21 protein-coding genes are annotated in these 25,143 nt (G+C 71.5%); 14 read left to right on the top strand and 7 right to left on the bottom strand.

Annotated elements, in window-relative coordinates:
• Positions 1-68: 68 nt before the first annotated feature.
• From AB0D74_RS10335 to AB0D74_RS10325, 3 genes are all read right to left on the bottom strand, one after another.
• Positions 69-308 carry a heavy-metal-associated domain-containing protein gene (locus tag AB0D74_RS10335; RefSeq protein ID WP_362582756.1) on the bottom strand — a complete coding sequence of 80 codons (240 nt, stop codon included), beginning with the start codon at positions 306-308 and terminating at the stop codon, positions 69-71.
• Positions 309-381: 73 nt separating this feature from the next.
• Positions 382-1,332, bottom strand: a complete 951-nt coding sequence (locus AB0D74_RS10330) for a PrsW family intramembrane metalloprotease (RefSeq protein ID WP_362582753.1) — start codon at positions 1,330-1,332, stop codon at positions 382-384.
• Positions 1,333-1,514: 182 nt separating this feature from the next.
• Positions 1,515-2,201, bottom strand: coding sequence for a TetR/AcrR family transcriptional regulator (locus AB0D74_RS10325; protein ID WP_362583096.1), 687 nt, complete (start codon positions 2,199-2,201; stop codon positions 1,515-1,517).
• Positions 2,202-2,399: 198 nt separating this feature from the next.
• On the opposite strand from AB0D74_RS10325, the gene AB0D74_RS10320 reads away from it, so the two are divergent.
• Positions 2,400-4,667, top strand: a complete 2,268-nt coding sequence (locus tag AB0D74_RS10320) for an MMPL family transporter (protein ID WP_362582750.1) — start codon at positions 2,400-2,402, stop codon at positions 4,665-4,667.
• Positions 4,668-4,699: 32 nt separating this feature from the next.
• Positions 4,700-5,743: a zinc-dependent alcohol dehydrogenase family protein gene (locus AB0D74_RS10315; RefSeq protein WP_362582747.1), complete on the top strand. Its 1,044-nt coding sequence runs from the start codon at positions 4,700-4,702 to the stop codon at positions 5,741-5,743.
• A gap of 19 nt (positions 5,744-5,762) precedes the next feature.
• Here the strand turns inward: AB0D74_RS10315 and AB0D74_RS10310 are convergent, their stop codons facing one another.
• Positions 5,763-5,963, bottom strand: coding sequence for a MerR family transcriptional regulator (locus AB0D74_RS10310; protein WP_189261342.1), 201 nt, complete (start codon positions 5,961-5,963; stop codon positions 5,763-5,765).
• A 440-nt stretch (positions 5,964-6,403) separates the two neighbouring features.
• Here AB0D74_RS10310 and iolC point away from each other — a divergent pair, with 440 nt between their 5' ends.
• The 5 genes from iolC to mmsA all read left to right on the top strand — a co-directional run bounded on the left by iolC (position 6,404) and on the right by mmsA (position 12,527).
• Positions 6,404-7,354: a 5-dehydro-2-deoxygluconokinase gene (iolC, locus tag AB0D74_RS10305; protein WP_362582743.1), complete on the top strand. Its 951-nt coding sequence runs from the start codon at positions 6,404-6,406 to the stop codon at positions 7,352-7,354.
• A 71-nt stretch (positions 7,355-7,425) separates the two neighbouring features.
• On the top strand, positions 7,426-8,316 hold the full coding sequence (locus tag AB0D74_RS10300; RefSeq protein WP_362583093.1) for a deoxyribose-phosphate aldolase: 891 nt from the start codon (positions 7,426-7,428) through the stop codon (positions 8,314-8,316).
• Between the two features lie 10 nt (positions 8,317-8,326).
• Positions 8,327-9,142 (top strand): 5-deoxy-glucuronate isomerase, encoded by an 816-nt coding sequence (gene iolB, locus AB0D74_RS10295; protein WP_362582740.1) that lies wholly within the window; start codon positions 8,327-8,329, stop codon positions 9,140-9,142.
• Entirely contained in the window at positions 9,139-11,010 is a 1,872-nt protein-coding gene (iolD, locus tag AB0D74_RS10290; protein WP_362582736.1) for a 3D-(3,5/4)-trihydroxycyclohexane-1,2-dione acylhydrolase (decyclizing), read from the top strand. The genes iolB and iolD overlap by 4 nt, the downstream gene beginning before the upstream one ends.
• Before the next feature lie 14 nt (positions 11,011-11,024).
• A complete protein-coding gene (gene mmsA / locus AB0D74_RS10285; RefSeq protein ID WP_362582733.1) occupies positions 11,025-12,527 on the top strand; it encodes a CoA-acylating methylmalonate-semialdehyde dehydrogenase in 1,503 nt (500 codons plus the stop codon).
• Between the two features lie 55 nt (positions 12,528-12,582).
• On the opposite strand, the gene AB0D74_RS10280 is transcribed toward mmsA, so the two are convergent.
• Positions 12,583-13,416 (bottom strand): hypothetical protein, encoded by an 834-nt coding sequence (locus AB0D74_RS10280; protein WP_362582730.1) that lies wholly within the window; start codon positions 13,414-13,416, stop codon positions 12,583-12,585.
• Between the two features lie 350 nt (positions 13,417-13,766).
• On the opposite strand from AB0D74_RS10280, the gene AB0D74_RS10275 reads away from it, so the two are divergent.
• From AB0D74_RS10275 to AB0D74_RS10255, 5 genes are all read left to right on the top strand, one after another.
• Complete coding sequence (locus AB0D74_RS10275; RefSeq protein WP_362582727.1) at positions 13,767-15,164, top strand: APC family permease; 1,398 nt, start codon at positions 13,767-13,769, stop codon at positions 15,162-15,164.
• A gap of 477 nt (positions 15,165-15,641) precedes the next feature.
• Positions 15,642-18,287: a CocE/NonD family hydrolase gene (locus AB0D74_RS10270; protein WP_362582724.1), complete on the top strand. Its 2,646-nt coding sequence runs from the start codon at positions 15,642-15,644 to the stop codon at positions 18,285-18,287.
• A complete protein-coding gene (locus AB0D74_RS10265) occupies positions 18,284-19,156 on the top strand; it encodes an ABC transporter permease (protein ID WP_362582721.1) in 873 nt (290 codons plus the stop codon). Before AB0D74_RS10270 ends, AB0D74_RS10265 begins: the two co-directional genes overlap by 4 nt.
• Positions 19,157-19,325: 169 nt before the next feature.
• Complete coding sequence (locus tag AB0D74_RS10260) at positions 19,326-20,810, top strand: von Willebrand factor type A domain-containing protein (protein WP_362582718.1); 1,485 nt, start codon at positions 19,326-19,328, stop codon at positions 20,808-20,810.
• Between the two features lie 112 nt (positions 20,811-20,922).
• Complete coding sequence (locus AB0D74_RS10255) at positions 20,923-22,833, top strand: AMP-dependent synthetase/ligase (protein ID WP_362582715.1); 1,911 nt, start codon at positions 20,923-20,925, stop codon at positions 22,831-22,833.
• Positions 22,834-22,903: 70 nt separating this feature from the next.
• Here AB0D74_RS10255 and AB0D74_RS10250 read toward each other — a convergent pair whose 3' ends face one another.
• Both AB0D74_RS10250 and AB0D74_RS10245 read right to left on the bottom strand, forming a co-directional pair.
• Positions 22,904-23,314, bottom strand: coding sequence for a rodlin (locus AB0D74_RS10250; protein ID WP_362582712.1), 411 nt, complete (start codon positions 23,312-23,314; stop codon positions 22,904-22,906).
• 154 nt (positions 23,315-23,468) lie between these two features.
• A complete protein-coding gene (locus tag AB0D74_RS10245) occupies positions 23,469-23,882 on the bottom strand; it encodes a rodlin (protein WP_362582709.1) in 414 nt (137 codons plus the stop codon).
• Between the two features lie 266 nt (positions 23,883-24,148).
• Here AB0D74_RS10245 and AB0D74_RS10240 point away from each other — a divergent pair, with 266 nt between their 5' ends.
• Both AB0D74_RS10240 and AB0D74_RS10235 read left to right on the top strand, forming a co-directional pair.
• Entirely contained in the window at positions 24,149-24,565 is a 417-nt protein-coding gene (locus tag AB0D74_RS10240; protein WP_362582706.1) for a rodlin, read from the top strand.
• A gap of 257 nt (positions 24,566-24,822) precedes the next feature.
• Positions 24,823-25,074, top strand: a complete 252-nt coding sequence (locus AB0D74_RS10235) for a chaplin (protein WP_362582702.1) — start codon at positions 24,823-24,825, stop codon at positions 25,072-25,074.
• Positions 25,075-25,143 lie beyond the last annotated feature (69 nt).

The following is a 25,143-nucleotide window of genomic DNA, read 5'->3' as shown; positions in this document are numbered from 1 at the left end:
GTTTCCGTCGTACGTACTGCCTGCGGTGCTTGTGCTGCGGGGTGTTCGGGTGCTCAGGCTTCCGGTGCTCAGGCGCGGCCGGCGAGCTCGAAGCCCGCCTCGTCGACGGCGGCGCGGAGCGCCTCCTCGTCGAGCGGGGCGGCGGAGACGACCGTGACCTCGCCGCTGGCCGCGACGGCCGTCACCGAGCTGACGCCGGGGAGCCCGGAGATCTCTGCGGAGACGGAACCCTCGCAGTGTCCGCAGCTCATGCCGGTCACCTTGTAGACGGCGGTCACGGAGCCCGGGGTGTCGGTCTGGGCGGTCATGTCGTTCTCCTCGTCGAGGCGTGTGGGGCCGATGGGGCCCACGAGGGAACCCCACTCTTGTCACACTATACCCCTAGGGGGTATTTCTCCAAGAGGGGTCCCGGCGCGTCAGGGAGAGCACCCAGGCGATGCCGAGCAGCGAGACGAGTACCAGCAGCCCGACCGAGAACACCGTGAAAAGGTGTTCCTGCGCGGCGCTGGGGCGCGGGATGTACCCCTCGACGAACAGCTGCCGGTCCAGCCCGGTGCCCGCCAGGTGCGCCACCAGCCAGATCGCGATGCCGTGCGTGGAGTCCCACAGTGCGTGCATCAGGGCGACCCCGAGGCCGGCGGCGACGACCGGGGCGGTGACGCGGAAGCGGCCGTTCGGGCGGCGGAAGGAGAGCAGGACACCGCCGGCGATCGCCGTCCACAGGCCGTGCCCGAAGGGGGCGAGCGCCCCGCGCAGGATCTCCGTCTCGACCAGCGCGCGCAGGTCGACGCCCTCGGTGGAGACGGCCGCGTCGAACGCGTACCCGGCGCTCTCCAGGGCCGCGAAGCCGAAGCCGACGGCGGCGCCGAGCACCAGCCCGGCCCGCATGCCCCGGATCCCGGGCATCCGGCGCAGCACGAACACCAGCGCGCCGAGCTTCACCGCCTCCTCGATCAGGCCGACGCCGACGAACATCCCCCAGGACGGCCGGACGAGGTAGGACTCCATCACCGAGGCGCCCAGCACCCCGAGCGTGCCACCGGTCAGGAAACAGCCGAGGATCGCGCTGACCCCGAGGTCGCGGCCGTGCCGCTCGTACGCCCACAGCACGAAGACGACCGGGACGAGAAAGCTGCCGAGCAGGATCAGCGTCGGCAGCAGGGTGGTGTTCTTCGTCGCGTACGTGACCACCGCGGTCAGCGCCCACAGGGCGAGCCCGCCGCCGAGACAGCGCCTCCACAGGCCGGCGCGGATGCGGGGGTACGGCGGTGGCGGCTGCAGCGGGCCGGGGATGCGGGCCTGCGGCCGGCCGGGCGGCGGAGAGTGGGTCACGGCGGGTCCCCCTTGTGCTCCTGCGGGTGCGGGTGGCGCTCGTCGGCCAGGGATCGGCGCATCGCGATCGACGAAGCAGGTCGCCGAATCGGGATCGGCCCGATTTACCCGCACTTTAGGCAGATGTGTCGTATGTCGCAGTCTGGGTGGTTCGAGGGGGTGGCCGATCGGATGGTGGCCGGTCAGCGGGAGGGGTGGCCGAGCCGGTCGCCGACGAGGGGTTCCAGGTAGCGGGTGAGGACGTCCTTGATCTCCTGGATGTACGCCTGGCGCTCGGCGCCCTCGTGGCCGAGCACCAGCTCCAGCCCCGCCTTGTAGATGCCGAGGCTGACGTGCGCCGTGCGCGTGATGTCGGCCCTGTCGGCGTCCGGCGGGAGGAGCGAGGCGAGCAGGCCCTCGATACGGCCGAGCAGGTTGGTGTGCAGGGCGTCGTGGGCCTCGGCGATCCCGCCGGGCACGTCGGGGCCGTGCATCAGCGCGAAGAACACGGGGTGTTCGGTGTTGAAGGCGGTGAGGCGGTCCACGGTGGCGTCGACCGCGTCCGCCAGTGAGATGCCGGGGTCGATCGGCGCGAGCGCCTCGCCGTAGGTGTCCCGCAGGTCGTGCATGAGCCGGTCGCCCAGCTCGATCGCGATCGCTTCCTTGTTCGGGAAGAACTGGTAGAGCGTGCCGGGGGAGACGCCTGCCTCGCGGGCGATGGCGTTGGTGCTGGCGGCCGTGTAGCCCGAGGTGCAGAAGACCGACGCGGCGGCTTCGAGCAGCTGCTGGATGCGCCGCTCGCCGCGGGCCTGCCGGCGGCGCGGCTGCTCCTTGGCTGTGGCCGTGCCGGCGGGGTCGTCGGGGCCGGCGGCGTCGGGCCGCTCCGGCATGTCGGGCTTGTCGGGCACGCGTTATCCCCAGCTCTTCGCACGCGATTGACAAACGCGAGCGGTCGCTCGCATTCTGATGGAACGCGAGCGACGACTCGTGTTTGCCAGTCTAGTTGGCAATGGCCGACCCATGCTGCCCTGCGCACGAAGCGGATGCGTACCGGCAGGCAGTGGTCAGGGTGAAGGGGACACCGCAGGATGACCGAAGTCAACAAGCCCTCGGAGGCCGGGAGCGGGGCCCGGCCAGGGGGCTGGACCCGGTTCGTGACCGCCCGCCCCCGGCTCTCGCTGCTGCTCGCCCTGGTGATCACCGCGCTCGCCGTGCTGGCGGGCAGCGGGGTCGCCGACCGGCTCGGCAGCGGCGGCTGGGAGGACCCGGCCGCCGAGTCGACGTACGCGACGAAGGCGCTGGAGCGCGAGTTCCCGGACTCCCAGCCCAACCTGCTCCTGCTGGTGGACGCGCGGGGCGGCTCGGTGGACGGCCCGGCGGTGGCGGCGGAGGCGAAGGCCCTGGTCACCCGCCTCTCCGGCGAGAAGGGCGTCATAGGCGTCGGCTCGTACTGGCAGAGCAGGTCGCCGTCGCTGCGCGCCGAGGACGGCCACGAGGCACTGATCGCCGCGCGCATCACCGGTGACGAGAAGACGGCGGCCGACACCCTGGACCGCATCGCCCCGCACTACCGGGGCACGCACGGACCGGTGACGGTCAAGGTCGGCGGCATGGTGGCGGTCCGCAGCGACATGCAGACGACCATCAAGGAGGACCTGGCCCGCGCCGAGCTGATCGCCCTGCCCATCACCCTGGTCCTGCTGGTGATGGTCTTCGGCAGCGCGATCGCGGCCCTGCTCCCGCTCGGCATCGGCATCGTCGCCATCCTCGGCACCAACGCGGTCCTGCGCGGCATCACGTCCTTCACGGACGTCTCCGTCTTCGCGATGAACCTGACGACGGCCCTCGGCCTCGGCCTCGCCATCGACTACGCCCTCTTCATCGTCCGCCGCTTCCGCGAGGAACTGGCCACGGGCGCCGACCCGTTGACGGCCGTCGGCACCACCCTGCGCACCGCGGGCCGCACCGTGCTCTTCTCGGCCCTGACGGTGGCCGTCTCCCTCGCGGCGATGCTCGTCTTCCCCCAGTACTTCCTGCGTTCCTTCGCCTACGCCGGCATAGCGGTGGTCCTGCTGGCCGCGGGGGCCGCCCTGGTCCTGCTCCCGGCGGCCCTGATCCTGCTGGGCGACCGGGTCAACGCGCTGGATCTGCGCAGACTGTTCCGCAGGGGCCGGGAAGCACGCCCCTCCGGCGCCGAGGGCACGGCCTGGGCCCGCGCCGCGACCCTGGTGATGCGCAGGGCCCCGCTCTTCGCCGTCGCCACCACGGCCTTCCTGATCGTCCTCGGACTGCCGTTCCTGGGCGTGAAGTTCGGCACCGCGGACGACCGTCAGCTCCCGGCCGGCGCCGAGTCCCACGTCGTCCAGCAGCACATCCGGGACGACTTCCCCGGCAACCCCGGCGGCGACCTCGAAGTCCTGGCCGAGGGCGGGGCGACCCAGGCGCAGTACACGGCCTACAAGGAGCGGGTGGCGGCCCTGCCGGAGGTGGCCGGAGTGGCCGGACCGCTGGTCAAGGGCGACGCGGCGTACTTCACGGTGCAGCCGGAGGGCGAGTCGGTGGACGTCGGCGCCCAGCGCCTGGTGGGCGAACTGCGCGCGCTGAACACCCCCTTCGACACGAAGGTGACGGGCACGGCCGCGGTCCTGGTCGACTCCAAGCATGCCATCGGGGAGCGCCTGCCCTGGGCGGCGGCGATCATAGCCGTCGTCACCCTGCTGCTGGTCTTCCTCCTCACCGGCAGCGTCCTCATCCCGGTACAGGCGGTCGTGCTCAACGCGCTCAGCCTGACGGCGATGTTCGGCGCGGTCGTCTGGGTCTTCCAGGACGGCCACCTCTCGAACCTGCTGGGCTTCACCAGCCCCGGCTCGATCGAGACCACGCTCCCCGTCCTCATGTTCTGCGTGGCCTTCGGCCTCTCGATGGACTACGGGGTGTTCCTGCTCTCCCGCATCAAGGAGGAGTACGACAGGACGGGCGACCACGAACGGGCGGTCCGGCTCGGCCTCCAGCGCACCGGGGGCCTGATCACCGCGGCGGCGGTCATCCTGGCGGTGGTGATGGTGGCGATCGGCACCTCCCGGGTCACCAACACCAAGATGCTCGGCCTCGGCATCGCCCTGGCCGTCCTCATGGACGCGATGGTCGTCCGCAGCCTCCTGGTCCCGGCCATCATGCGCCTGACAGGCAAAGCCACCTGGTGGGCCCCGGCCCCCCTGCGCCGCTTCCACGACCGGTTCGGCTTGAGCGAGGGCGAACACCAGGCGCCGGAGGCGCCCCAAAGGGGCGCGGGGAACTGCGCGACCAGCCACGATGAGCCGGAACTGGCGCTGCAACAGGACCCCCGCGGCGTCTAGCCTTCGCGCAGCCCCCGAAAGGAGCCCGCGCGATGCGAGCAGTCGTCTTCGACCACTACGCGACCCCCGCCGAGGTACGGGACGTCCCCGACCCCCGCCCGGCCCCCCACGGAGTGGTCGTCCGCGTGGAGGCCACCGGCCTCTGCCGCAGCGACTGGCACGGCTGGCAGGGCCACGACCCGGACATCACCCTCCCGCACGTCCCCGGCCACGAACTGGCCGGGGTCGTCGAGGAGGTCGGCGCCGGAGTGACCGCCTGGCACCCCGGCGACCGGGTCACCGTCCCCTTCGTCTGCGCCTGCGGCAGCTGCCCGTCCTGCGCGGCCGGCGACCAGCAGGTCTGCGAACGCCAGACCCAGCCCGGCTTCACCCACTGGGGCTCCTTCGCCCAGTACGTGGCGCTGGACCACGCCGACGTGAACCTGGTGGCGATCCCGGACGACATGTCGTACGCCACCGCCGCCTCCCTGGGCTGCCGCTTCGCCACCGCCTTCCGTGCGGTGGTGCAGCAGGGCAGGGCCGCGGCGGGGGAGTGGGTGGCGGTGTACGGCTGCGGGGGCGTGGGCCTGTCCGCGGTGATGATCGCGGCGGCGTCGGGGGCGCGGGTGGCGGCGGTCGACGTGTCGCCCCAAGCCCTGGACCTGGCAAGGAAGTTCGGCGCGGCCCACGCCGTGAACGCGTCGGACGTCGGGGACCCCGCGGCGGTGGTCCGCGACCTGACCTCCGGCGGCGCCCACCTCTCCCTGGACGCCCTCGGCTCACCCGCCACCTCGGCCGCCTCGGTGAACTCCCTGCGCCGGCGCGGGCGCCACGTCCAGGTGGGCCTGTTGCCGTCCCCGGACGGCAACACCCCCGTGCCGCTGGCCCGCGCGATCGGCCTGGAGCTGGAGCTCCTCGGCAGCCACGGCATGGCGGCCCACACCTACCCCGCCATGCTCGAACTGGTCCGCGCCGGCACCCTCCGCCCCGACCTCCTGGTCACCTCGGCGATCACCCTGGACGCGGCCCCGGCGGCCCTCGCGGCGATGGGCGCGGCGCCGGCGGCAGGGGTGACGGTCATCGAGCCCTGGGCCTGACGGGCCCCCGCGACCGGGCTCAGATGTCTCTGCGCCCCCGGTTGCCCGGCCGGGAGGCGACCCAGGCCCGGACCGTGTCGGCGTACCAGTAGGGTTTGCCGCCCTCGACATGGTCCGGCGGCGGCAGCAGCCCGTGCTTGCGGTAGGACCGGACGGTGTCCGGCTGCACCCGGATGTGCGCCGCGATCTCCTTGTAGGACCAGAGCCGTCGGTCGGTCATGGGATGCACCTCCCTGCGCGCACCGCGGGGGCGACCTGAGGCGGTCGTCGGGGGAGCCGGGCGCTGCGCTGGCGATCACAAAGCCTGTGCCCGGTGAACGACGGAGCGTGACTGTCCGCAAGTGGCTGTGAACCGGGTGTGACCGAGAGTCCGCGTATGCGTGACATGTGTGACACAAGGGGGGAGTTTGTGACACAGCCGGGGCATAGGTACATGCCGGCTCATCGGCGGGGCGCGTTGACATCGGCGCCCCGAAGGGGCGCGGGGGACTGTGCGACCAGCCACCCCCGGCCCGCACCCGCCCACTCACCGCACCCCCGCCCCCGTAGGCGCTGTCGGCCCCTAGCCACCGCTTCTCGTCAGAATGTCCGGACAAACCATTGACACGACCTCCCCTCCCGGACTACAAACCACGGGAGAGCCATGACGAAGGGAAGCCGATGGCGTACGACCTGATCACCATGGGGCGGATCGGGGTGGATCTCTATCCGCTCCAGACCGGAGTCCCGCTCGCCCAGGTGTCGTCCTTCGGCAAGTTCCTCGGCGGGTCGGCGACGAACGTGGCCGTGGCCGCGGCCCGCCTCGGCCGCAGCACCGCCGTCATCACCCGCACCGGTGACGACGCCTTCGGCGCCTACCTGCACGAGGCACTCCAGGGCTTCGGCGTGGACGACCGCTGGGTCACCGCGGTCCCCGGCCTGAACACCCCGGTCACGTTCTGCGAGATCTTCCCGCCGGACGACTTCCCGCTGTACTTCTACCGGCAGCCCAAGGCCCCGGACCTGGAGATCGACGCCCACGACCTGGACCTCGACGCCGTCCGTGCGGCCCGCATCTTCTGGATCACCGGCACCGGCCTGAGCGAGGAGCCCAGCCGCACGGCGACCCTCGCGGCCCTCGCCCACCGCGCCAAGTCCGGCACGACCGTCTTCGACCTCGACTGGCGGCCGATGTTCTGGAAGGACCCCGAGTCGGCCCGCCCGTTCTACGCCGAGGCGCTCAAGCACGCCACCGTCGCCGTCGGCAACCTCGACGAGGTGGAGGTCGCCACCGGCGTACGCGAGCCGCAGGCCGCCGCCCAGGCGCTCCTCGACGCCGGTGTCGAGATCGCCGTCGTCAAGCAGGGCCCCAAGGGCGTCCTCGCGGTCAGCCGCGACGGCGACTCCGCCGAGGTCCCGCCCCTGCCCGTCACCGTGCTGAACGGCCTCGGCGCCGGGGACGCCTTCGGCGGCTCCCTCTGCCACGGCCTCCTCGAAGGCTGGGACCTGGAGAAGATCATGCGGCACGCCAACGCCGCCGGCGCCATCGTCGCCTCCCGTCTGGAGTGCTCCTCCGCGATGCCGACCGGCGACGAGATCGACGCCGCGCTCGCCGCCGGAGCGGTGCTGTGAGGGCCGGCCGCGTCGCGGGCGCGCACCCCCGTGATGGTGACGGCGACGGCGACGGCGTCCCCGCCCCGCAGGTGAAGGTCGACGTCTCCGCGCTCGTCCACACCCGCACCCACCACCCCGAGGCCATCGCCGAGGCGGCCACCCGCCGCGTCCGCCGTCCGCTCCTCAACGAGGACGGCAAGCTGATGATCGTCGCCGCCGACCACCCGGCCCGCGGCGCCCTCGGCGTGGGCGGCGACAAACTCGCCATGGCCAACCGGGCCGAGCTGCTCGAACGGCTCTGCCTGGCGCTGTCCCGGCCCGGCGTCGACGGTGTCCTCGCCACCGCCGACATCCTGGACGACCTGCTCCTGCTCGGCGCCCTCGACGGCAAGGTCGTCATGGGCTCGATGAACCGCGGCGGACTGCAGGGCGCCTCCTTCGAGCTCGACGACCGCTTCACCGGACACCGTGCCGAGGACATACAGCGCCTCGGGTTCGACGCCGGCAAGCTGCTGCTGCGCATCGACTACGACGACCCGGGCTCCCTCACCACCCTGGAGTCCACGGCCCGCGCCATCGACGACATGGCCGCGCGCCGGCTGCCGGTCTTCGTCGAGCCGTTCATCAGCAGGCGCACCCCCGAGGGCAAGGTCAAGAACGACCTGTCCCCCGAGGCGGTCACCAAGTCCATCGCCATCGCCTCCGGCCTCGGCGGGAGTTCGGCCTACACCTGGCTGAAGGTGCCGGTCACCGACAACCCCGACGACATGGCCCAGGTCATGGAGACGTCCACGCTCCCCGCCGTGCTGCTCGGCGGCGAAGTGGGGGGCTCCGTCGAGGAACAAGCCGGTGCGTACGAGAAGTGGCGCAGCGCCCTGCAACTCCCCACCGTGCGCGGCCTGGTGGTCGGCCGCTCGCTGCTGTACCCGGCGGACGGCGACGTGGCCGCCGCCGTGGACACCGCTGTCGGACTCCTGTGAGGGCGAGAAGATGACGACCAACGAGCTGCACCTCACCAAGGGTTCGACCGCGAACGCCCAGTACGCGCTCGACATCGACCCCAAGAGGGCCGGTTGGGCGCACAGCAGCCTGAGGATCGTCGAACTGCCCCCGGGCGGAACGCATTTGTTCACCACCGGGGACAGCGAGTGGATCGTGCTTCCGCTACAGGGCGGTTGTACGGTGCGAACAGAGGGAAACGAGTTCCAGATCCTGGGCCGGGAAAGCGTGTTCAGCGGAGTCTCCGACTTCGCGTACGTGCCCCGGGACGCCCAGGTCCAGATCGCCTCCGGCGCGGGAGGCCGCTTCGCCCTGGCAGGAGCGAAGTGCGAGCGACAACTCCCCGCCCGCTACGGCCCCGCGCCGGAGGTCCCCGTCGAAGACCGCGGCAGCGGCACCAGCGCCAGGCAGGTGCGCAACTTCGCCTCCGCGTCCGCCTTCGACTGCGACAAGCTCATCGCCGTCGAGGTGATCACGCCCGGCGGCAACTGGTCCTCGTACCCGCCGCACAAGCACGACGAGCACCGGCCCGGCGAGGAGTCGGAGCTGGAGGAGATCTACTACTTCGAGATCGACGGACCGAACGGTATCGGGTATCAGCGCGTATTCCCCTCCCGTGAGGGCGGTACGGACGTCCTCGCCGAGGTCCGCTCCGGCGACGCCGTGCTCGTTCCCGACGGATGGCACGGCCCGTCGATCGCGCAGCCCGGGCACGACATGTACTACCTGAACGTCATGGCGGGGCCCGGTGCGACGCGGGAGTGGCGGATCTGCTTCCACCCGGACCATACGGAGGGCTACCGATGACGATTCGGTTGACCGTCGCGCAAGCGCTTGTCCGCTTCCTCGCCGTCCAGTTCACCGAGCGGGACGGCGAGCGCCGCCGCCTGATCGGCGCCACCTGGGGCATCTTCGGCCACGGCAACGTGGCCGGCCTCGGCCAGGCGCTCCTGGAGCACGGCGACGAGATGCCGTTCCACCAGGGCCGCAACGAGCAGGCCATGGTGCACGCGGCGGTCGGCTACGCGCGTCAGTCCAACCGGCTCGCCACGCACGCCGTGACGACGTCCATCGGTCCGGGAGCCACCAACCTGGTCACCGGCGCCGCCCTCGCCACCGTCAACCACCTCCCGGTCCTGCTCCTCCCCGGCGACGTCTTCGCCACCCGCCCCGCCGACCCGGTCCTCCAGCAGCTCGAAGTCCCGCACGCGGCCGACGTGTCCGTCAACGACACCCTCCGCCCCGTCTCGAAGTTCTTCGACCGGATCAACCGCCCCGAACAGCTGATCCCCTCCGCCCTCGCCGCCCTGCGGGTGCTCACCGACCCCGTCGAGACCGGTGCCGTCACCCTCGCCCTCCCGCAGGACGTGCAGGCGGAGGCGTACGACTGGCCGGAGGAGTTCTTCGCCGAGCGGGTGTGGACCGTACGGCGGCCGGGCGCCGACCCCGCCGAACTCGCCGCGGCCGTGACGGCGGTCAGGACCGCGCGCCGGCCCCTGGTCATCGCCGGCGGCGGGGTCCACCACAGCCGCGCCGAGGCCGTCCTGGCCGAGTTCGCGGCGGCCACCCGCATCCCGGTCGCCTCGACCCAGGCCGGCAAGGGCTCGCTCCGCTGGGACCACCCGCAGGACGTCGGCGGCGTCGGCCACACCGGCACCGCCACCGCCGACGAACTCGCCCGCACCGCCGACCTGGTGATCGGGATCGGCACCCGCTACACCGACTTCACCACGGCCTCCGGCACCCTCTTCGAGAACCCGGACGTCCGCTTCCTCAACCTCAACATCGCCGCGTACGACGGCCACAAGCTGGCCGGCCTGCCCCTGGTCGCCGACGCCCGCAGCGCTCTCACCGAGCTGAAGCAGGCCCTCGACGGCCACCGCACCGCCGACTCGTACGTCACCGAGTACACCGAGGACAAGGAGCGCTGGGAACAGCGCGTCGACGCCTGCTACGAGGCCGACGAGCCGGACATCCGGCCGACCCAGCCGCAGGTCCTCGGCGCCCTGGACGCGCTCGTCGACGACACCGACGTACTGATCAACGCGGCCGGCTCGCTCCCCGGCGACCTGCACCGGATGTGGCGGGCCCGGTCCCGGGACCAGTACCACCTGGAGTACGGCTACTCCTGCATGGGCTACGAGATACCGGCCGCCATCGGGGTGAAACTCGCGGCGCCGGAGCGGAACGTGTGGGCGCTGGTCGGCGACGGGACGTATCTGATGATGCCGACCGAGATCGTCACCGCCGTGCAGGAGGGGATAGCCATCAAGGTGCTGCTGGTGCAGAACCACGGCTACGCCTCCATCGGCGGGCTCTCCGAGTCGGTGGGCGGCGAGCGGTTCGGCACCGCGTACCGCTTCCCCTCCGACGACGGCACCTTCACGGGTGCCCCGCTCCCCGTCGACCTGGCCGCCAACGCGGCCAGCCTCGGCATGCGCGTCCTGCGCGCGAAGACCGTCCGCGACCTGCGCTCGGCGCTCGCCGAGGCGCGGGCCGCCGACACTCCCACATGTGTCTACGTGGAGACCGAAACGGCCGACACTGTGTCGGGCCCGCCTCCCGCGCAGGCCTGGTGGGATGTACCTGTGGCCGAGACCGCGACCCGATCAGCCGCGGTCAAGGCACGTGAGCTCTACGAACGGCACGTCTCCACCCGACGCCGCCATCTGTGAAGGAGTAACCGGTCATGACGAAGATCGTCAACCACTGGATCGGCGGCAAGTCCGTCGACGGCACGTCGGGCAACTACGGGCCGGTCACCGACCCGGCCACCGGCGCGGTCACCACGAAGGTCGCGTTCGCGTCCGTCGACGAGGTCGACGCCGCGGTCGCCGCCGCCAAGGACGCCTTCGTGACCTGGGGCCAGTCCTCGCTGGCCAAGCGCACGGAGATCCTGTTCCGCTTCCGCGCCCTGCTGGACGCCAACCGGGACGCGATCGCCGAGCTGATCACGGCCGAGCACGGCAAGGTGCACAGCGACGCCCTCGGCGAGGTCGCCCGCGGTCTGGAGATCGTGGACCTGGCGTGCGGCATCAACGTGCAGCTGAAGGGCGAGCTGTCCACGCAGGTCGCGTCCCGCGTCGACGTCTCCTCGATCCGCCAGCCGCTGGGCGTGGTCGCGGGCATCACGCCGTTCAACTTCCCGGCGATGGTCCCGATGTGGATGTTCCCGATCGCCATCGCGACCGGCAACACCTTCGTCCTGAAGCCGTCCGAGAAGGACCCCTCGGCCTCGCTCAAGCTCGCCGAGCTGCTGGCCGAGGCCGGGCTGCCCGACGGCGTCTTCAACGTCGTGCACGGCGACAAGGTGGCCGTCGACCGCCTCCTGGAGCACCCGGACGTCAAGGCGGTCTCCTTCGTCGGCTCGACGCCGATCGCCCGCTACATCCACACCACCGCCTCCGCCAACCACAAGCGCGTCCAGGCCCTCGGCGGCGCCAAGAACCACATGCTGGTGCTCCCCGACGCCGACCTGGACGCGGCGGCCGACGCGGCCGTCTCCGCCGCCTACGGCTCGGCCGGCGAGCGCTGCATGGCCATCTCGGCCGTGGTCGCCGTGGGCGCGATCGGCGACGAGCTGGTGGAGAAGATCCGCGAGCGCGCCGAGAAGATCAAGATCGGCCCCGGCAACGACCCCACCTCCGAGATGGGCCCGCTGATCACGGCCGTCCACCGCGACAAGGTGGCCTCCTACGTCTCCGGCGCCGCCGCCGAGGGCGCCGAGGTCGTCCTGGACGGCACCGGCTACACGGTCGAGGGCTTCGAGGACGGCCACTGGATCGGCATCTCGCTGCTCGACAAGGTGCCCACCACCGCCAAGGCCTACCAGGACGAGATCTTCGGCCCGGTCCTGTGCGTCCTGCGCGTGGAGACGTACGAGGAGGGCGTGGCGCTGATCAACTCCTCCCCGTTCGGCAACGGCACGGCGATCTTCACCCGGGACGGCGGCGCCGCCCGCCGCTTCCAGCTGGAGATCGAGGCCGGCATGGTCGGCGTGAACGTCCCGATCCCGGTCCCCGTCGGCTACCACTCCTTCGGTGGCTGGAAGGACTCGCTCTTCGGCGACCACCACATCTACGGCAACGACGGCACGCACTTCTACACCCGCGGCAAGGTCGTCACCACCCGCTGGCCGGACCCGTCCGAGGCCCCGTCCGGCGTCGACCTGGGCTTCCCGCGCAACCACTGAGGCCGTACGGCGCCCCGTCCCTCCGAGGAGGGCCGGGGCACCGGCGTTTCCGGAGTCAGCTCTGCTTCTTCCGCGCGTCCTCGACCGCCTTGGTGAGGTCGGCGGTCCGGGCGGCGGGCGGGGCCTGCACCGGGGCGGTGGCGCCGAACTTCTCGAAGTCCATGGTCACGGTCGCCTTGCCGAAGTCCTCCTTCAGGCGGACCGGCAGGTCCTTGGCGCCGATCCACACGTCCATCGTCACCGAGGTGGCGCCGCCGGTCAGCGCGTTCATGCCGTCACTGCCGTAGGCGTCCTTGTACTTCCCCAGCTGCGCCTGGTCGACGACGGCCCGGTAGTGGGCCGTGCTCTGCCCGTCGACGGTCTCCTTGCCGAGGTCCTTCACGTCGCTCGTGTACTTGAGGTACTTCATCATGGCCGCCGGGTTGCCTTCGCTGCTCCCGCTGAAGGCCTGGGCGCCCTTGGCGCCGAAGAGCGCCGACGCGTCGACCTTCATCCACTCCTTGCCCTTGAGCGGGCCGGAGGGCTGGGGGTCGACGTTGTAGTAGTAGGCGCCCTTCACGAACAGCGTCCGGATCGTCGCGCTGTGCTGGAGCGCCTGCATGTTGGCGGCCTTGGTGTCCATCCGGACGTCCATCGCCAGGCCGTCCCCCCAGGAGAAGGTGCCGTCCATCGTGATCGGGGTGCCCGTGCCGCTGTCGGTGCTCATCCTGACCTTCGCCGAGCCGAGCTTGTCGGTCCGGTCGGTCGCGTGCGACAGGAGCGCCATGATCTTGTCCGCGTTGTTCACGGCCGAGGACGCCGACTTCACGCCGTCGGAACCGCACGCGGACACCGCGACCATCGCCGCCGCCGTGAACCCCACCCAGGCAGCGGTGTACTTCAGCTTCATGAGTCCCCACCCATTGCTGTGATTCGATTGTGAGTTCTGCTGTCGATGACTCTAACGGGACACACTGACAGGTCCGGATACCGGACGTCCTCATGTTTTTTTGACGCCGGTGCTGCGATTCCCGTACGGGCCGACGCCATGGAATGGCCCCCCTGGTGCTGCCGTTTACGCGGAAAACGCCGAGTAGATCTACGGATTCCGTAGGTTAACGACCATTGACGTGATGGTTTTCGTCGGGGTTCCATGCATCGCAACCGGGAGCGGACGAAGAGACGCACAAGACGAGCCGCCGGAGGCGATAGCACTCCCGGCCGACATTCCTCGCCGCTCAAGTCGATCGGAACCGCTTCATGACCGACACGCTCCACCCTGTTGAGACGGCCTCCGCGGAGGTCTCGGACAGCCCGCAGAAGCTCAAGCGCTCGATCGGCGTGGTCGGCGGCACCCTGCTCACCCTCTCCTGCGTCACCCCGGCCTCCACGCTCTTCGTGGTCGTCCCCGACCTGTTCGGCTCGCTCGGGACCGCCACCGCCCTCACGATCGCCATCGGCTCCCTCCTCTGTATCGCCGTGGCCTTCTGCTACTCGGAGCTGGGCACCCTCATCCCCAGTGCGGGCGGCGAGTACGCGATGGTCTCCACGATGGCGGGCCGCCTCGCCGGCTGGCTGGTCTTCGTCCTCTCCCTCCTCGTCGTGATGATCGTGCCGCCGGTGATCGCGATGGGCACGGCGGACTACCTCGCCCCGATCGTCCACCTCGACCCGGCCATGACCGGCGCCGGCGTGATGCTCCTCGCGACCCTCGCCGGTCTCCTGGACCTGCGCGCCAACGCCTGGATCACCGGCATCTTCCTGGTCCTGGAGGTCATCGCGGCAGGCGTGGTGGCGGTCCTCGGCTTCTCCCACAGCCACCGCGGCGTCGGCAGCCTCACCTCCATGCAGGTCGCGGACACCGGCGGCCACACCACCACCGTCACCGCCATGCTGGTCGTCTCCGGCCTGGCCATCGCCCTCTTCGTCACCCAGGGCTTCTCGACGGCGGTCTACCTCTCCGAGGAACTGGAGAACCCGCGCCGCAACGTCGCCCGCACGGTCCTCGCCACCCTCGCGATCTCCACGGTGGTCATCCTCGTCCCGGTCGCCGCGATCACCATGGGCGCGACCGACCTCAAGGCCCTCACCGGCGGCGACATCAGCTCCATGGTCACCGCCTGGTCCAACTCGGCGGTCGGCACCTTCGTCAGCCTCTGCGTGGCCCTCGCGATCATCAACGCGGGCATCGTCATGGTCATCCAGAACTCCCGCGTCCTGTTCGCCTCGGCCCGCGACAAGGCCTGGCCGGCCCCGGTCAACAGCGCCCTGTCCCGCCTCGGCCGCTTCGGCTCCCCCTGGGTCGCGACCCTCGCCGTCGGCGTCCCCGGCGCCGTGCTCTGCTTCGTCAACCTCGACACCCTCTACGGCGTCACGGGCGTCTCGGTGACCGGCATGTACCTCCTCGTCGCCGTCGCCGCCCTCCTCTCCCGCCGCGGCCACCACAAGCACACCCCCGCCTGGCGCATGCCCCTCTGGCCCGCCATGCCCCTCCTCCTCATCGTCGTCCTCGCCTACATCCTCACCCAGCAGGAAACGACCTACCTCCTCTGGACCGGCGGCATCACCGCCGCCGCCACCCTCTACTGGGCCTTCTACCTCCGCCCCCGCAAGGAAACCCACTGGGTCGTCTCCATCCCGGACGACACCCAGGCCTGACGCCCGGCGGCCGAGCCCGGCGGTGCCGGAGCGGATGCCTGGCCTCAGGGGCGCGGGGAACTGCGTGACCGGCCCCCACCGGGCCCGCGGGGATCCACCGGCCGGTTCGGCGCCGCCGAATTCCGCCGTCGTGTCTGATCGCCGTTGCGGCGGGATGGGATGGGGCGACCGGATCGGGTGGGGTGGTGGGGATCGGGCGGTGCAGCGGCGGGTGGGTTGTGAGTGCCGGGGCGGATGCCCGGCCTCAGGGGCGCGGGGAACTGCGCGACCGGCCCCCACCGGGCCCGCGGGGATCCACCGGCCGGTTCGGCGCCGCCGGAATCCACGGGACTGGGTGCGGCGGCGGGAGCGGGGCCGGTGGTGGGTCGGTGTACCGCGGGCGAAGTATGTGGGGACGGGCTCGTACTCCTCGGGGATGGCCCGCTGTTCAGCCCACCGTCGGCATCGGATGTCCGTGCGGGCCCGTACCGTTGAAGCATGGATCTTCGACCCCCCGGCCTACGAGCGCTGCTCGGACGGCCGCGACGGCTGCTGGCCGCCGCGGCCGTCGTCGTCGTGCTGGCCGGCGCCGGTACGTGGACGGCCGTCGCCTCCGACGACCCGACCCCGGTGCACCGGACCGACCAGGTCATGGCAGTGGACGGGGTGCGGCTGGACACCTCGTTCTTCACCGCCGCCGGCACCGGCCGACGCCCCGCCGTCCTCCTCGCCCACGGCTTCGGCGGCAGCAAGGACGACATGCGCACCGAGGCCGAGGACCTCGCCCGCGACGGCTACGCGGTCCTCACCTGGTCCGCCCGCGGCTTCGGCAGGTCCACCGGGAAGATCGGCCTCAACGACCCGAAGGGCGAGGTCGCCGACGTCTCCAAGCTCATCGACTGGCTGGCCGAGCAGCCCCAGGTCCAGCTCGACAAGCCCGGCGACCCGCGCGTCGGCATGGCGGGCGGCTCGTACGGCGGCGCGATCTCCCTCCTCACCGCCGGCTACGACGACCGGGTCGACGCCATCGCCCCGTCCATCACGTACTGGAACCTCTCCGACGCCCTGTTCCCGAACGGCGTCTTCAAGAAGCTCTGGGCCGGGATCTTCTTCAACACCGGCGGCGGCTGCGCCGACTTCCAGCCCGAGCTGTGCGCGATGTACAACCGGGTCGCCGAGTCGGGCAAGCCGGACGCGGCTGCCGTCAAGCTCCTCGAAGAACGCTCACCGTCTGCCGTCGGCAGCCGCATCAAGGTGCCGACGCTGCTCTTCCAGGGCCAGACCGACTCCCTCTTCACGCTCAACCAGTCCGACGCCGCCGCGAAGGCCATCAAGGCCAACGGCGCCCCCGTCGACGTCGACTGGATCGCCGGCGGCCACGACGGCGGCGACCTGGAGACCAGCCGCGTCGAGGGCCGGGTGACGTCGTGGTTCGACCGGTACCTGAAGGGGGAGAAGGCCACCGACACCGGACCCGCCTTCCGCGTCACCCGCACCGGAGGCGTCGACTCCACCGACGGCGCCGCCCAGCTGCGCGGCGCGACCGCCGACAGCTACCCCGGCCTGGAGAGCGACCGGAAGGACATCGCCCTGAAGGGCGGCACCCAGCGCGTCGACAACCCGGCCGGCGCCAGCCCGCCCGCGGTCTCCGCGCTCCCCGGCCTCGGCGGCGGCGGCCTCTCCCAGCTCTCCTCCCTCGGCGTCGGCGTCTCCCTGGACTTCCCGGGCCAGTACGCCCGCTTCGACTCGGCACCGATGACCGACAACGTGCAGATCACCGGCGCCCCCACGGCCACCGTCCACCTCACCTCCACCGCCGACGACGCCGTGCTCTTCGGCAAGGTGTACGACGTCGGCCCCGACGGCACCCAGCAGGTGCTGCCCTCCCAGCTGGTCGCCCCCGTCCGCGTCGAGGGCGCCAAGGCCGGCCAGGACGTCACGATCACCCTCCCGGCCATCGACCACGAGGTGCAGAAGGGCCACCGGCTCCGCCTGGTCCTCGCCTCCACCGACCTCGGCTACGCCTCCCCGACCGCCCCGGCCACCTACACCGTCACCCTCAAGAGCCCCCTGAGCGTGCCGACGGCACCCCAGGTGGACACGGCCGCCGCACCGCTGCCCGCCTGGGTGTGGTGGCTGCCGGCGGCCGGCGCGCTGGCCGCCCTCGCCCTGCTGTTCACCGGCCGCCGCCGCACCGCAGGACCGGCCGCCGACCCGGCGCTCGCCGAAGTCCCGCTCCAGATAACGGACCTGAGCAAGCGCTACAAGGGCTCGACCGACCGGTACGCGGTCCGGGAGCTGTCCTTCCGCGTCGAGAAGGGCCAGGTGCTGGGCCTCCTCGGCCCGAACGGCGCGGGCAAGACCACCACCCTGCGCATGCTGATGGGGCTGATCAAGCCGGACGGCGGCGAGATCCGGGTCTTCGGCCACGCCATCCGCCCCGGCACCCCCGTCCTCTCCCGGGTCGGCGCCTTCGTGGAGGGCGCCGGTTTCCTCCCGCACCTGTCCGGCCGGGAGAACCTGGAGCTGTACTGGCAGGCCACCGGGCGCCCCCCGGAGGACGCCCACCTCGAAGAGGCCCTGCAGATCGCCGGCCTCGGCGACGCGCTGGCCCGCGCGGTCCGCACCTACTCGCAGGGCATGCGGCAGCGCCTCGCCATCGCCCAGGCCATGCTCGGCCTGCCGGACCTGCTCATCCTCGACGAACCCACCAACGGCCTCGACCCGCCGCAGATCCGCGAGATGCGCGAGGTGATGATCCGCTACGCGACCGCCGGCCGTACCGTGATCGTCTCCAGCCATCTCCTCGCCGAGGTCGAGCAGTCCTGCACCCACCTCGTGGTGATGGACCGCGGCCGGCTCGTCCAGGCCGGACCGGTCGCCGAGATCATCGGCTCCGGCGACACCCTCCTCGTCGGCACCGGCACCCCCGTGGAGGAGCCGGTCGTGGAGAAGGTGGCCGCGCTGCCCGGCGTGGCCTCCGTGACCAGCACGGACGACGGCCTGCTCGTCCGCATGGAGCCCGGCGGCAGCGCTCCGCGTCTGGTCGCCGAACTCGTCCGGCTCGACGTGCCGGTGGCGTCGGTCGGTCCGCACCGCCGTCTGGAAGACGCCTTCCTGACCCTGATCGGAGGTTCCGCATGAGCAGCACGGGCACCCTCACCGAGAAGGCCGCGGTCGCCTCCGGCTACCGGGCCGGCCGCACCCTGCCGCTCCGCGTCGAACTGGTCCGCCAGCTCAAGCGCCGCCGCACCCTGGTGATGGGCGGGATCCTCGCCGTACTGCCGTTCGTGCTGCTGATCGCGTTCGCCATCGGCGGCCAGCCGGGCAGGGAGAACGGCCAGGTCACCCTCCTGGACACGGCCACCGCGTCCGGCGCGAACTTCGCCGCGGTCAACCTGTTCGTGTCGGCGGGCTTCCTGCTGGTCATCCCGGTCGCCCTGTTCTGCGGGGACACGGTCGCCTCCGAGGCCGGCTGGTCCTCGCTGCGCTACCTGCTCGCGGCACCCGTGCCGAGGGCCCGGCTGCTCTGGTCCAAGCTGGTCGTCGCGCTCGGCCTCAGCCTGGCCGCGATGATCCTGCTGCCGCTGGTCGCCCTGGCCGTCGGCACCGCCGCCTACGGCTGGGGGCCGCTCCAGATCCCCACCGGCGGCTCACTCGACACCACCACCGCGGCCCAGCGCCTCGCGATCGTCGTCGCGTACATCTTCCTGTCCCAACTGGTCACCGCGGGCCTCGCGTTCTGGCTCTCCACGAAGACCGACGCCCCGCTCGGCGCGGTCGGCGGCGCGGTCGGCCTGACCATCGTCGGCAACGTCCTGGACGCGGTCACCGCCCTCGGCCACTGGCGCGACTTCCTGCCCGCGCACTGGCAGTTCGCCTGGGCGGACGCCGTACAACCCCACCTGGAGTGGTCCGGCATGATCCAGGGCACGGCCGTCTCCATAACGTACGCCCTGGTGCTGTTCGCCCTGGCCTTCCGGGGTTTCGCCCGCAAGGACATCGTCTCCTAGATCACCGGACGATCTCCCTCCGGCCTCGAAACCCCTGGTCCGTGGCCGGTTCGAGATGCATCCGCAACGCATCGGGGCGCACGTTCCGGCCCCCTGCGCCGTCACAGTCGACGACAGGTCAGAAGGACAGGTCAGGAAGTCGACTCCGACCGGCACAGGGGGCACAGCCATGAACCGACACCGGACCCGACGACAGACGTGCGCGGCACTGCTCGCCCTCACCACCGCGGGCACCCTGCTGCTGACCGCCTGCGGCGCGGACGAGAACCACGCGAACGGCCCGAAGTACACGACCGCCACCGACGCCCCGGCCCCCTCCCGGGCCGCGGGCGACGAGACCGCCGCACCCTCCGACCACCTCTCCACCTTCGCCCTCGACGTCGACACCGCCTCCTACGGCTACGCCCGGCGCACCCTCGCCGACGGCGACCGCCCCGACCCCTCGACCGTCCGGCCCGAGGAGTTCGTCAACAGCTTCCGCCAGGACTACCGCACCCCCGAGCACGACGGCTTCACGGTCACCGTCGACGGCGCCCGTACCAGCGAGCCGGACTGGTCCCTGGTCCGCGTCGGCCTCGCCACCCGCCCCGCCGACGATCCCGACCAACGCCCCCCGGCCGCCCTCACCTTCGTCATCGACGTCTCCGGCTCCATGGGCGAACCGGGCCGCCTCGACCTGGCCAGGAAGTCGCTGGACACGATGACCGACCGGCTGCGCGACGACGACTCGGTCGCGCTCGTCACCTTCAGCGAACACGCCGAGACGGTCCTCCCGATGACCCGCCTCGGCGGCCACCGCGCCGAGATCCACGACGCCGTCGACGGCCTCGCCCCGCTCTCCTCCACCAACCTCGGCGAGGGCGTCGAGACCGGCTACGCCACCGCCGTCGAGGGGCTGCGCAAGAACGCCACCAACCGTGTCGTCCTGATCTCCGACGCCCTCGCCAACGACGGCGAGACCGACCCGAACGCCATCCTCAGGCGCATCGACGGCGACCGCCGCGAGTACGGCATCACCCTGTTCGGCGTCGGCGTGGGCAGCGACTACGGCGACGCGCTCATGGAACGCCTGGCCGACAAGGGCGACGGCCACACGGTGTACGTCTCCGACACCGCGACCGCCGCCGACGTCTTCTGCCGCCGGCTCCCGCAGAACATCGACCTGGTGGCCCGCGACGCCAAGGCCCAGGTCGCCTTCGACCCCCACACGGTCGCCGACTTCCGCCTGATCGGCTACCAGGACCGTAAGGTCGCCGACCAGGACTTCCGCAACGACCAGGTGGACGGCGGCGAGATCGGCCCCGGCCACACGGTCACCGCCCTCTACGCCGTCCGCACCGTCCCCGGCACCACCGGCCACCTCGCCACCGCCACGGTCCGCTGGCTCGACCCCCACACCCGTTCCCCCCACGAGAACACGGGCTCGATGGAGACCAACGCCCTGCACGACGACGTCTGGTCGGCCTCCCCCCGCTTCCAGGTAACGGCAGTGGCGGCGTACTTCGCGGACGCGCTGACGCACGGGGAATACGGCATGCCGGGAGCACCGAGCCTCTCGAAACTCCTGTCCCGGGCGACCACTCTGGCAGAGGTGACTGAGGACAAGGACGTCGCCGAACTCTCAACAGCGATCAGTGAGGCAGTGCCCCTTTAGGGGCGCGGGGAACTGCGCGACCAGCCCCCACCCACCCGCACCCGGCGCACCACCGCATCCCCTACGGCGAGACCCATTGACCTCCCCTTACTTCCGAGTAAGTTGACGCCCCATGAGCGTACGCAGCGACCTCGAACGAGCACGTCAACGCAGCGACTTGGCCGACCGCGGCAAGGTCGAAGTCATCAAGGACGAGGCCGGGGTCGTGCGGGAGGCGCGCCGCCCGCCCCTCGCCGCCCCGCTCACCACCGGCTCCCTCGCCGACCTCCCCTACGCCAACGCGGCAGCGGACCCCCACGCCACCGCGATCCGCCGCGGCGAAGGACCGGTCACCGCGGAAGCCTTCGCCGCCCAAGTGACCTCCGCGGCAAAGGGACTGATCGCCGCCGGCCTCGCCGCAGGCGCCCGCGTCGCCGTCATGTCCCGTACCCGCTACGAGTGGACGGTCCTCGACTTCGCCGTCTGGGCGGCCGGCGGCGTGACCGTGCCGGTCTACCCCACCTCCTCCGCCGACCAGGTGGAGTGGATCGTCCGGGACTCCGGCGCCCGCCACGTCGTCACCGAGACCGCGCAGCACACCGCCACCGTCACCACCGCCACGGCCGCCCACGAACACCCGCCAAGGATCTGGGAGTTGGACACCGGTGCACTCGCCGACCTGACCGCCATCGGCCAGGGCGTCCCGGACGAGGAGGTGGCCGAGCGCCGCGCCGGCGTCACCCCCGGCACGGTCGCCACCGTCTGCTACACCTCCGGCACCACCGGCCGCCCCAAGGGCTGCGTCCTCACCCACGCCAACCTGCACGCCGAGGCCGCCAACACGGTCGAGCTGCTGCACCCCGTCTTCCAGGCGGTCACCGGCCGGACCGCGTCCACCCTGCTGTTCCTCCCGCTCGCCCACATCCTGGGCCGTACGCTCCAGATCGCCTGCCTGCTGGGCCGGATCGAGATGGGGCACTTCCCGAGCGTGAAGCCGGACGAACTCCGGCCCGCGCTGCGGGAGTTCCGGCCGACGTTCCTGGTCGGGGTGCCGTACCTCTTCGAGAAGATCCACGACACCGGGCGGGCGACGGCGGAGAAGATCGGGCGGGCCGCGTCCTTCGACCGCGCCGAGCGGACCGGGGTGCGGTTCGCCACGGCCCACCTGGCGAAGTTCCTCGGCAGGGGGAAGGGCCCCGGGCCCGGCCTGTACGCCGCCTGGGCGCTGTACGACCTGCTGGTCTACCGCCGGATCCGCAAGGAGCTCGGCGGCAGGATGCGGTACGCGATCAGCGGCGGCTCACCGCTCGACCGCGACCTGAGCCTGTTCTTCCACGCGGCCGGCATCGTCGTCTACGAGGGCTACGGCCTGACCGAGACCAGTGCGGCGGCCACGATCGTGCCGCCGCTCGCCCCGCGCCCCGGCACGGTGGGGCAGCCGATCCCGGGCGCGGCCGTGCGGATCGCCGACGACGGCGAGGTGCTGGTGAAGGGGCCCGTGGTGTTCGGGGCCTACTGGAACAACCCGGCCGCGACCGCCGAAGTGCTCGCGGACGACGGCTGGTTCGAGACCGGCGACCTCGGGGCGCTGGACGCGGACGGGTATCTCACCATCACCGGCCGCAAGAAGGACATCCTGGTGACCTCCGGCGGCAAGAACGTCTCCCCGGCCGTCCTGGAGGACCGGCTGCGCAGCCGGGCGCCGGTCGGCCAGTGCCTGGTGGTCGGCGACAACCGGCCGTTCGTCGCCGCCCTGGTCACCCTGGACCCCGAGGCGGTCGCGCACTGGCTGTCGGTACGGGGGCTGCCGGCGGACACCCCGCTCGCCGGGCTGGTGCGCGACGACCGGATGCGGGCCGAGGTGCAGAAGGCGGTCGACCACGCCAACCTGGCCGTCTCCCGTGCCGAGTCGATCCGGGCCTTCGTCCTGGTGGAGGGCGAGTTCAACGAGGAGAACGGCCTGCTCACGCCGTCCCTGAAGGTCAAGCGGCACGCGGTGACGGCCCGCTACGCGGACGAGATCGAGGCGCTGTACCGCAGGTGAGCGAAGGGTGAGCAAAAAGGCGGCGGGCCACCGGAGGAACCGGTGGCCCGCCGCCCGCGGTGTCCGCGGACTACTGGTTCGCGGTGCCGTTCGCCGACAGGGCGGAGATGTCGTCCAGGATGTGCGACAGCGGCTCGTCGCCCTTGGCCTGGGTGGAGTTCTCCACGCACTGCTGGTTCTGCGGCGCCGACAGGATCGGCACGTCCTGGGCGACGCCGACGGCGACCGCACCGACGAGACCCTGCAGGTTCGCCTTGAGCGGGAGGCCGACGCACGGCTTGTTCAGCGATCCCTGGACCAGCGAGAGCTGCGGGCTCAGGTCGCCGAACGTGGCCGAGTTGCCGAACTCCGACTTGGCGCCGTTACCGCTGGCCGAGGTGGTGCCGTTGTCGTTGCCGGTGGCCAGGGCCTGGGGAGCGGCCGTGGCCGCGAAACCGGCGACGGTGACGGCGACAGCCGCGGTTGCCCACAGCTTCTTCATGTTTGTTCCCTTTCGAAAGGCGGGCTCCGGGGAGGAGCTGCGTGATCGTCAACCTACCCGGATTCGCCTAGGTTGCGTGGTATGCCCCGATTGGCGGAGCGCAGTCCGATCAACCGACCGGTGCGCCCGAACCGGGGTCCGGCGTACTTCCGGACTACTTGTTGCCGGTGCCGTTCGCGGACAGCGCGGAGATGTCGTCCAGGATGTGCGACAGCGGCTCGTCGCCCTTGGCCTGGGTGGAGTTCTCGACGCACTGCTGGTTCTGCGGCGCGGACAGGATCGGCACGTCCTGGAGGACGCCGACGGCACCCAGGCCGACCAGGCCCTGGAGGTTCAGCTTCGCGGGGAGGCCGATGCAGGGCTTGTTGAAGGAGCCCTGGATGAGCGCCAGCTGGGGGCTCATGTTGCCGTAGGTGGCGGAGTTGCCGAACGCCTGCTGGGCGCCGTTGCCGCTGGCGGAGGTGGTGCCGTGGTCGTTGCCGGTGGCCAGGGCCGGCGAGGCGGCGGCAGCGGAGGCGCCGACGACGGAGGCTGCTACTGCGGCGGCGGCCAGAACCTTCTTGATCACTTGTCAGTTCCCTTCTGAGGACACCCCGTCCACCGGAGCGCACTGGTCAACTGCGTGCGCTCCGGTTGGTTGCTCCGCTTCACTCCAATGGCCCATCGCCCGGAATTCCTCGCATCCGGTCAGGCCCGGGATTCCGGGGAATTCCGGGAGGCCGTCGGTCCGAACGGGTGACGTGCCGCCCGGTGCCGCAACCATTCCGGTTGCGGGCGGTTGATGCCGGGCAGGAACGTCCGTCTTGGCCCGAGGGCCGGGAAAGGAATAGCGAAATGCTGAAGAAGGCAATGGCCGCGGCGGCGGTCGCCGTGTCCGTCGTAGGCGTGTCGGCGGCGGCAGCCCCCCAGGCGCTTGCCACCGGCAACGACCACGGCACCACCTCGGCGAGCGGGAACGGTGCCAAGGAGGCGTTCGGCAACTCGGTGACCAAGGGCACCATGAGCCCGCAGGCCACCCTGGTCCAGAGCTCGCTCAACAAGCTCTGCGTCGGCCTGCCCGCGAAGGCGAACGCCCAGGGGATCCTCGGCATCATCGCCGCGGTCGGGGTGGCCCAGGACATCCCGGTCCTGTCCGCGGCGCAGAACCAGCAGTGTGCCGAGAACTCCACCCAGGCCAAGGGCGACGAGCCGGTGTCGCACGTCCTGGGTGACATCGCGGTCCTCGCGGCCAACGGCGTCGCCAACCAGTGACCCCGGTCCTGTGAAGCCCGCCCGGGCGGTGCGCGTTCATGCGCCGCCCGGGCGGGCTTTCGTCGTGTTCCGGGGATTCCGGCCGCCTGGAAAAGCGTTTCCTCTCTCCGTGTCAATTCGGAGAGGGCGTTCGAGTGAATTAACCCCCGGCAACCGTTCCGTAGTTTCTTCGGCTGTCTATTCCTCGTTCTACAGCCTGCCGGTCATGGTGCGAGCCGTTCAAGCTGTGCTCGCTCGGTTTCGGCCGACATACGGGCATGACCGCAGAGAAGGGAAAGTCCATGAAGAAGACCGCTGCTGTGGTCGCCGGCGCGATTCTGGCGCTGGGCGGTGCCGTCCCCGCTTTCGCCGACGCCGGTGCGGAGGGTGCTGCCGCCAACTCGCCGGGCGTCGTCTCCGGCAACGTGATCGAGGTTCCGGTCCACGTCCCGGTCGAGGTCTGCGGCAACACCGTCGACGTCATCGCGCTGCTGAACCCGTCGTTCGCCGGCACCTGCGCCAACGTCTGACGACGTCACGCAGCGCACCAGCCCCCGGGCTGAGGCACGGCCGGCCCCGGAACGCCGATCCTTCGCATC

This window comes from Streptomyces sp. NPDC048278 (assembly GCF_040652195.1).
Taxonomy (GTDB): domain Bacteria; phylum Actinomycetota; class Actinomycetes; order Streptomycetales; family Streptomycetaceae; genus Streptomyces.
This window is presented reverse-complemented; position numbering and strand designations above follow the sequence as displayed.

Excerpts from the sequence above, each read along its gene's own strand:
- AB0D74_RS10335 (WP_362582756.1), bottom strand. The coding sequence starts at position 308 with ATGACCGCCCAGACCGACACCCCGGGCTCCGTGACCGCCGTCTACAAG.
- AB0D74_RS10325 (WP_362583096.1), bottom strand. The coding sequence starts at position 2,201 with ATGCCGGAGCGGCCCGACGCCGCCGGCCCCGACGACCCCGCCGGCACG.
- AB0D74_RS10320 (WP_362582750.1), top strand. The coding sequence starts at position 2,400 with ATGACCGAAGTCAACAAGCCCTCGGAGGCCGGGAGCGGGGCCCGGCCA.
- AB0D74_RS10315 (WP_362582747.1), top strand. The coding sequence starts at position 4,700 with ATGCGAGCAGTCGTCTTCGACCACTACGCGACCCCCGCCGAGGTACGG.
- AB0D74_RS10310 (WP_189261342.1), bottom strand. The coding sequence starts at position 5,963 with ATGACCGACCGACGGCTCTGGTCCTACAAGGAGATCGCGGCGCACATC.
- iolC (WP_362582743.1), top strand. The coding sequence starts at position 6,404 with ATGGCGTACGACCTGATCACCATGGGGCGGATCGGGGTGGATCTCTAT.
- iolB (WP_362582740.1), top strand. The coding sequence starts at position 8,327 with ATGACGACCAACGAGCTGCACCTCACCAAGGGTTCGACCGCGAACGCC.
- iolD (WP_362582736.1), top strand. The coding sequence starts at position 9,139 with ATGACGATTCGGTTGACCGTCGCGCAAGCGCTTGTCCGCTTCCTCGCC.
- mmsA (WP_362582733.1), top strand. The coding sequence starts at position 11,025 with ATGACGAAGATCGTCAACCACTGGATCGGCGGCAAGTCCGTCGACGGC.
- AB0D74_RS10280 (WP_362582730.1), bottom strand. The coding sequence starts at position 13,416 with ATGAAGCTGAAGTACACCGCTGCCTGGGTGGGGTTCACGGCGGCGGCG.
- AB0D74_RS10275 (WP_362582727.1), top strand. The coding sequence starts at position 13,767 with ATGACCGACACGCTCCACCCTGTTGAGACGGCCTCCGCGGAGGTCTCG.
- AB0D74_RS10270 (WP_362582724.1), top strand. The coding sequence starts at position 15,642 with ATGGATCTTCGACCCCCCGGCCTACGAGCGCTGCTCGGACGGCCGCGA.
- AB0D74_RS10265 (WP_362582721.1), top strand. The coding sequence starts at position 18,284 with ATGAGCAGCACGGGCACCCTCACCGAGAAGGCCGCGGTCGCCTCCGGC.
- AB0D74_RS10260 (WP_362582718.1), top strand. The coding sequence starts at position 19,326 with ATGAACCGACACCGGACCCGACGACAGACGTGCGCGGCACTGCTCGCC.
- AB0D74_RS10255 (WP_362582715.1), top strand. The coding sequence starts at position 20,923 with ATGAGCGTACGCAGCGACCTCGAACGAGCACGTCAACGCAGCGACTTG.
- AB0D74_RS10250 (WP_362582712.1), bottom strand. The coding sequence starts at position 23,314 with ATGAAGAAGCTGTGGGCAACCGCGGCTGTCGCCGTCACCGTCGCCGGT.
- AB0D74_RS10240 (WP_362582706.1), top strand. The coding sequence starts at position 24,149 with ATGCTGAAGAAGGCAATGGCCGCGGCGGCGGTCGCCGTGTCCGTCGTA.
- AB0D74_RS10235 (WP_362582702.1), top strand. The coding sequence starts at position 24,823 with ATGACCGCAGAGAAGGGAAAGTCCATGAAGAAGACCGCTGCTGTGGTC.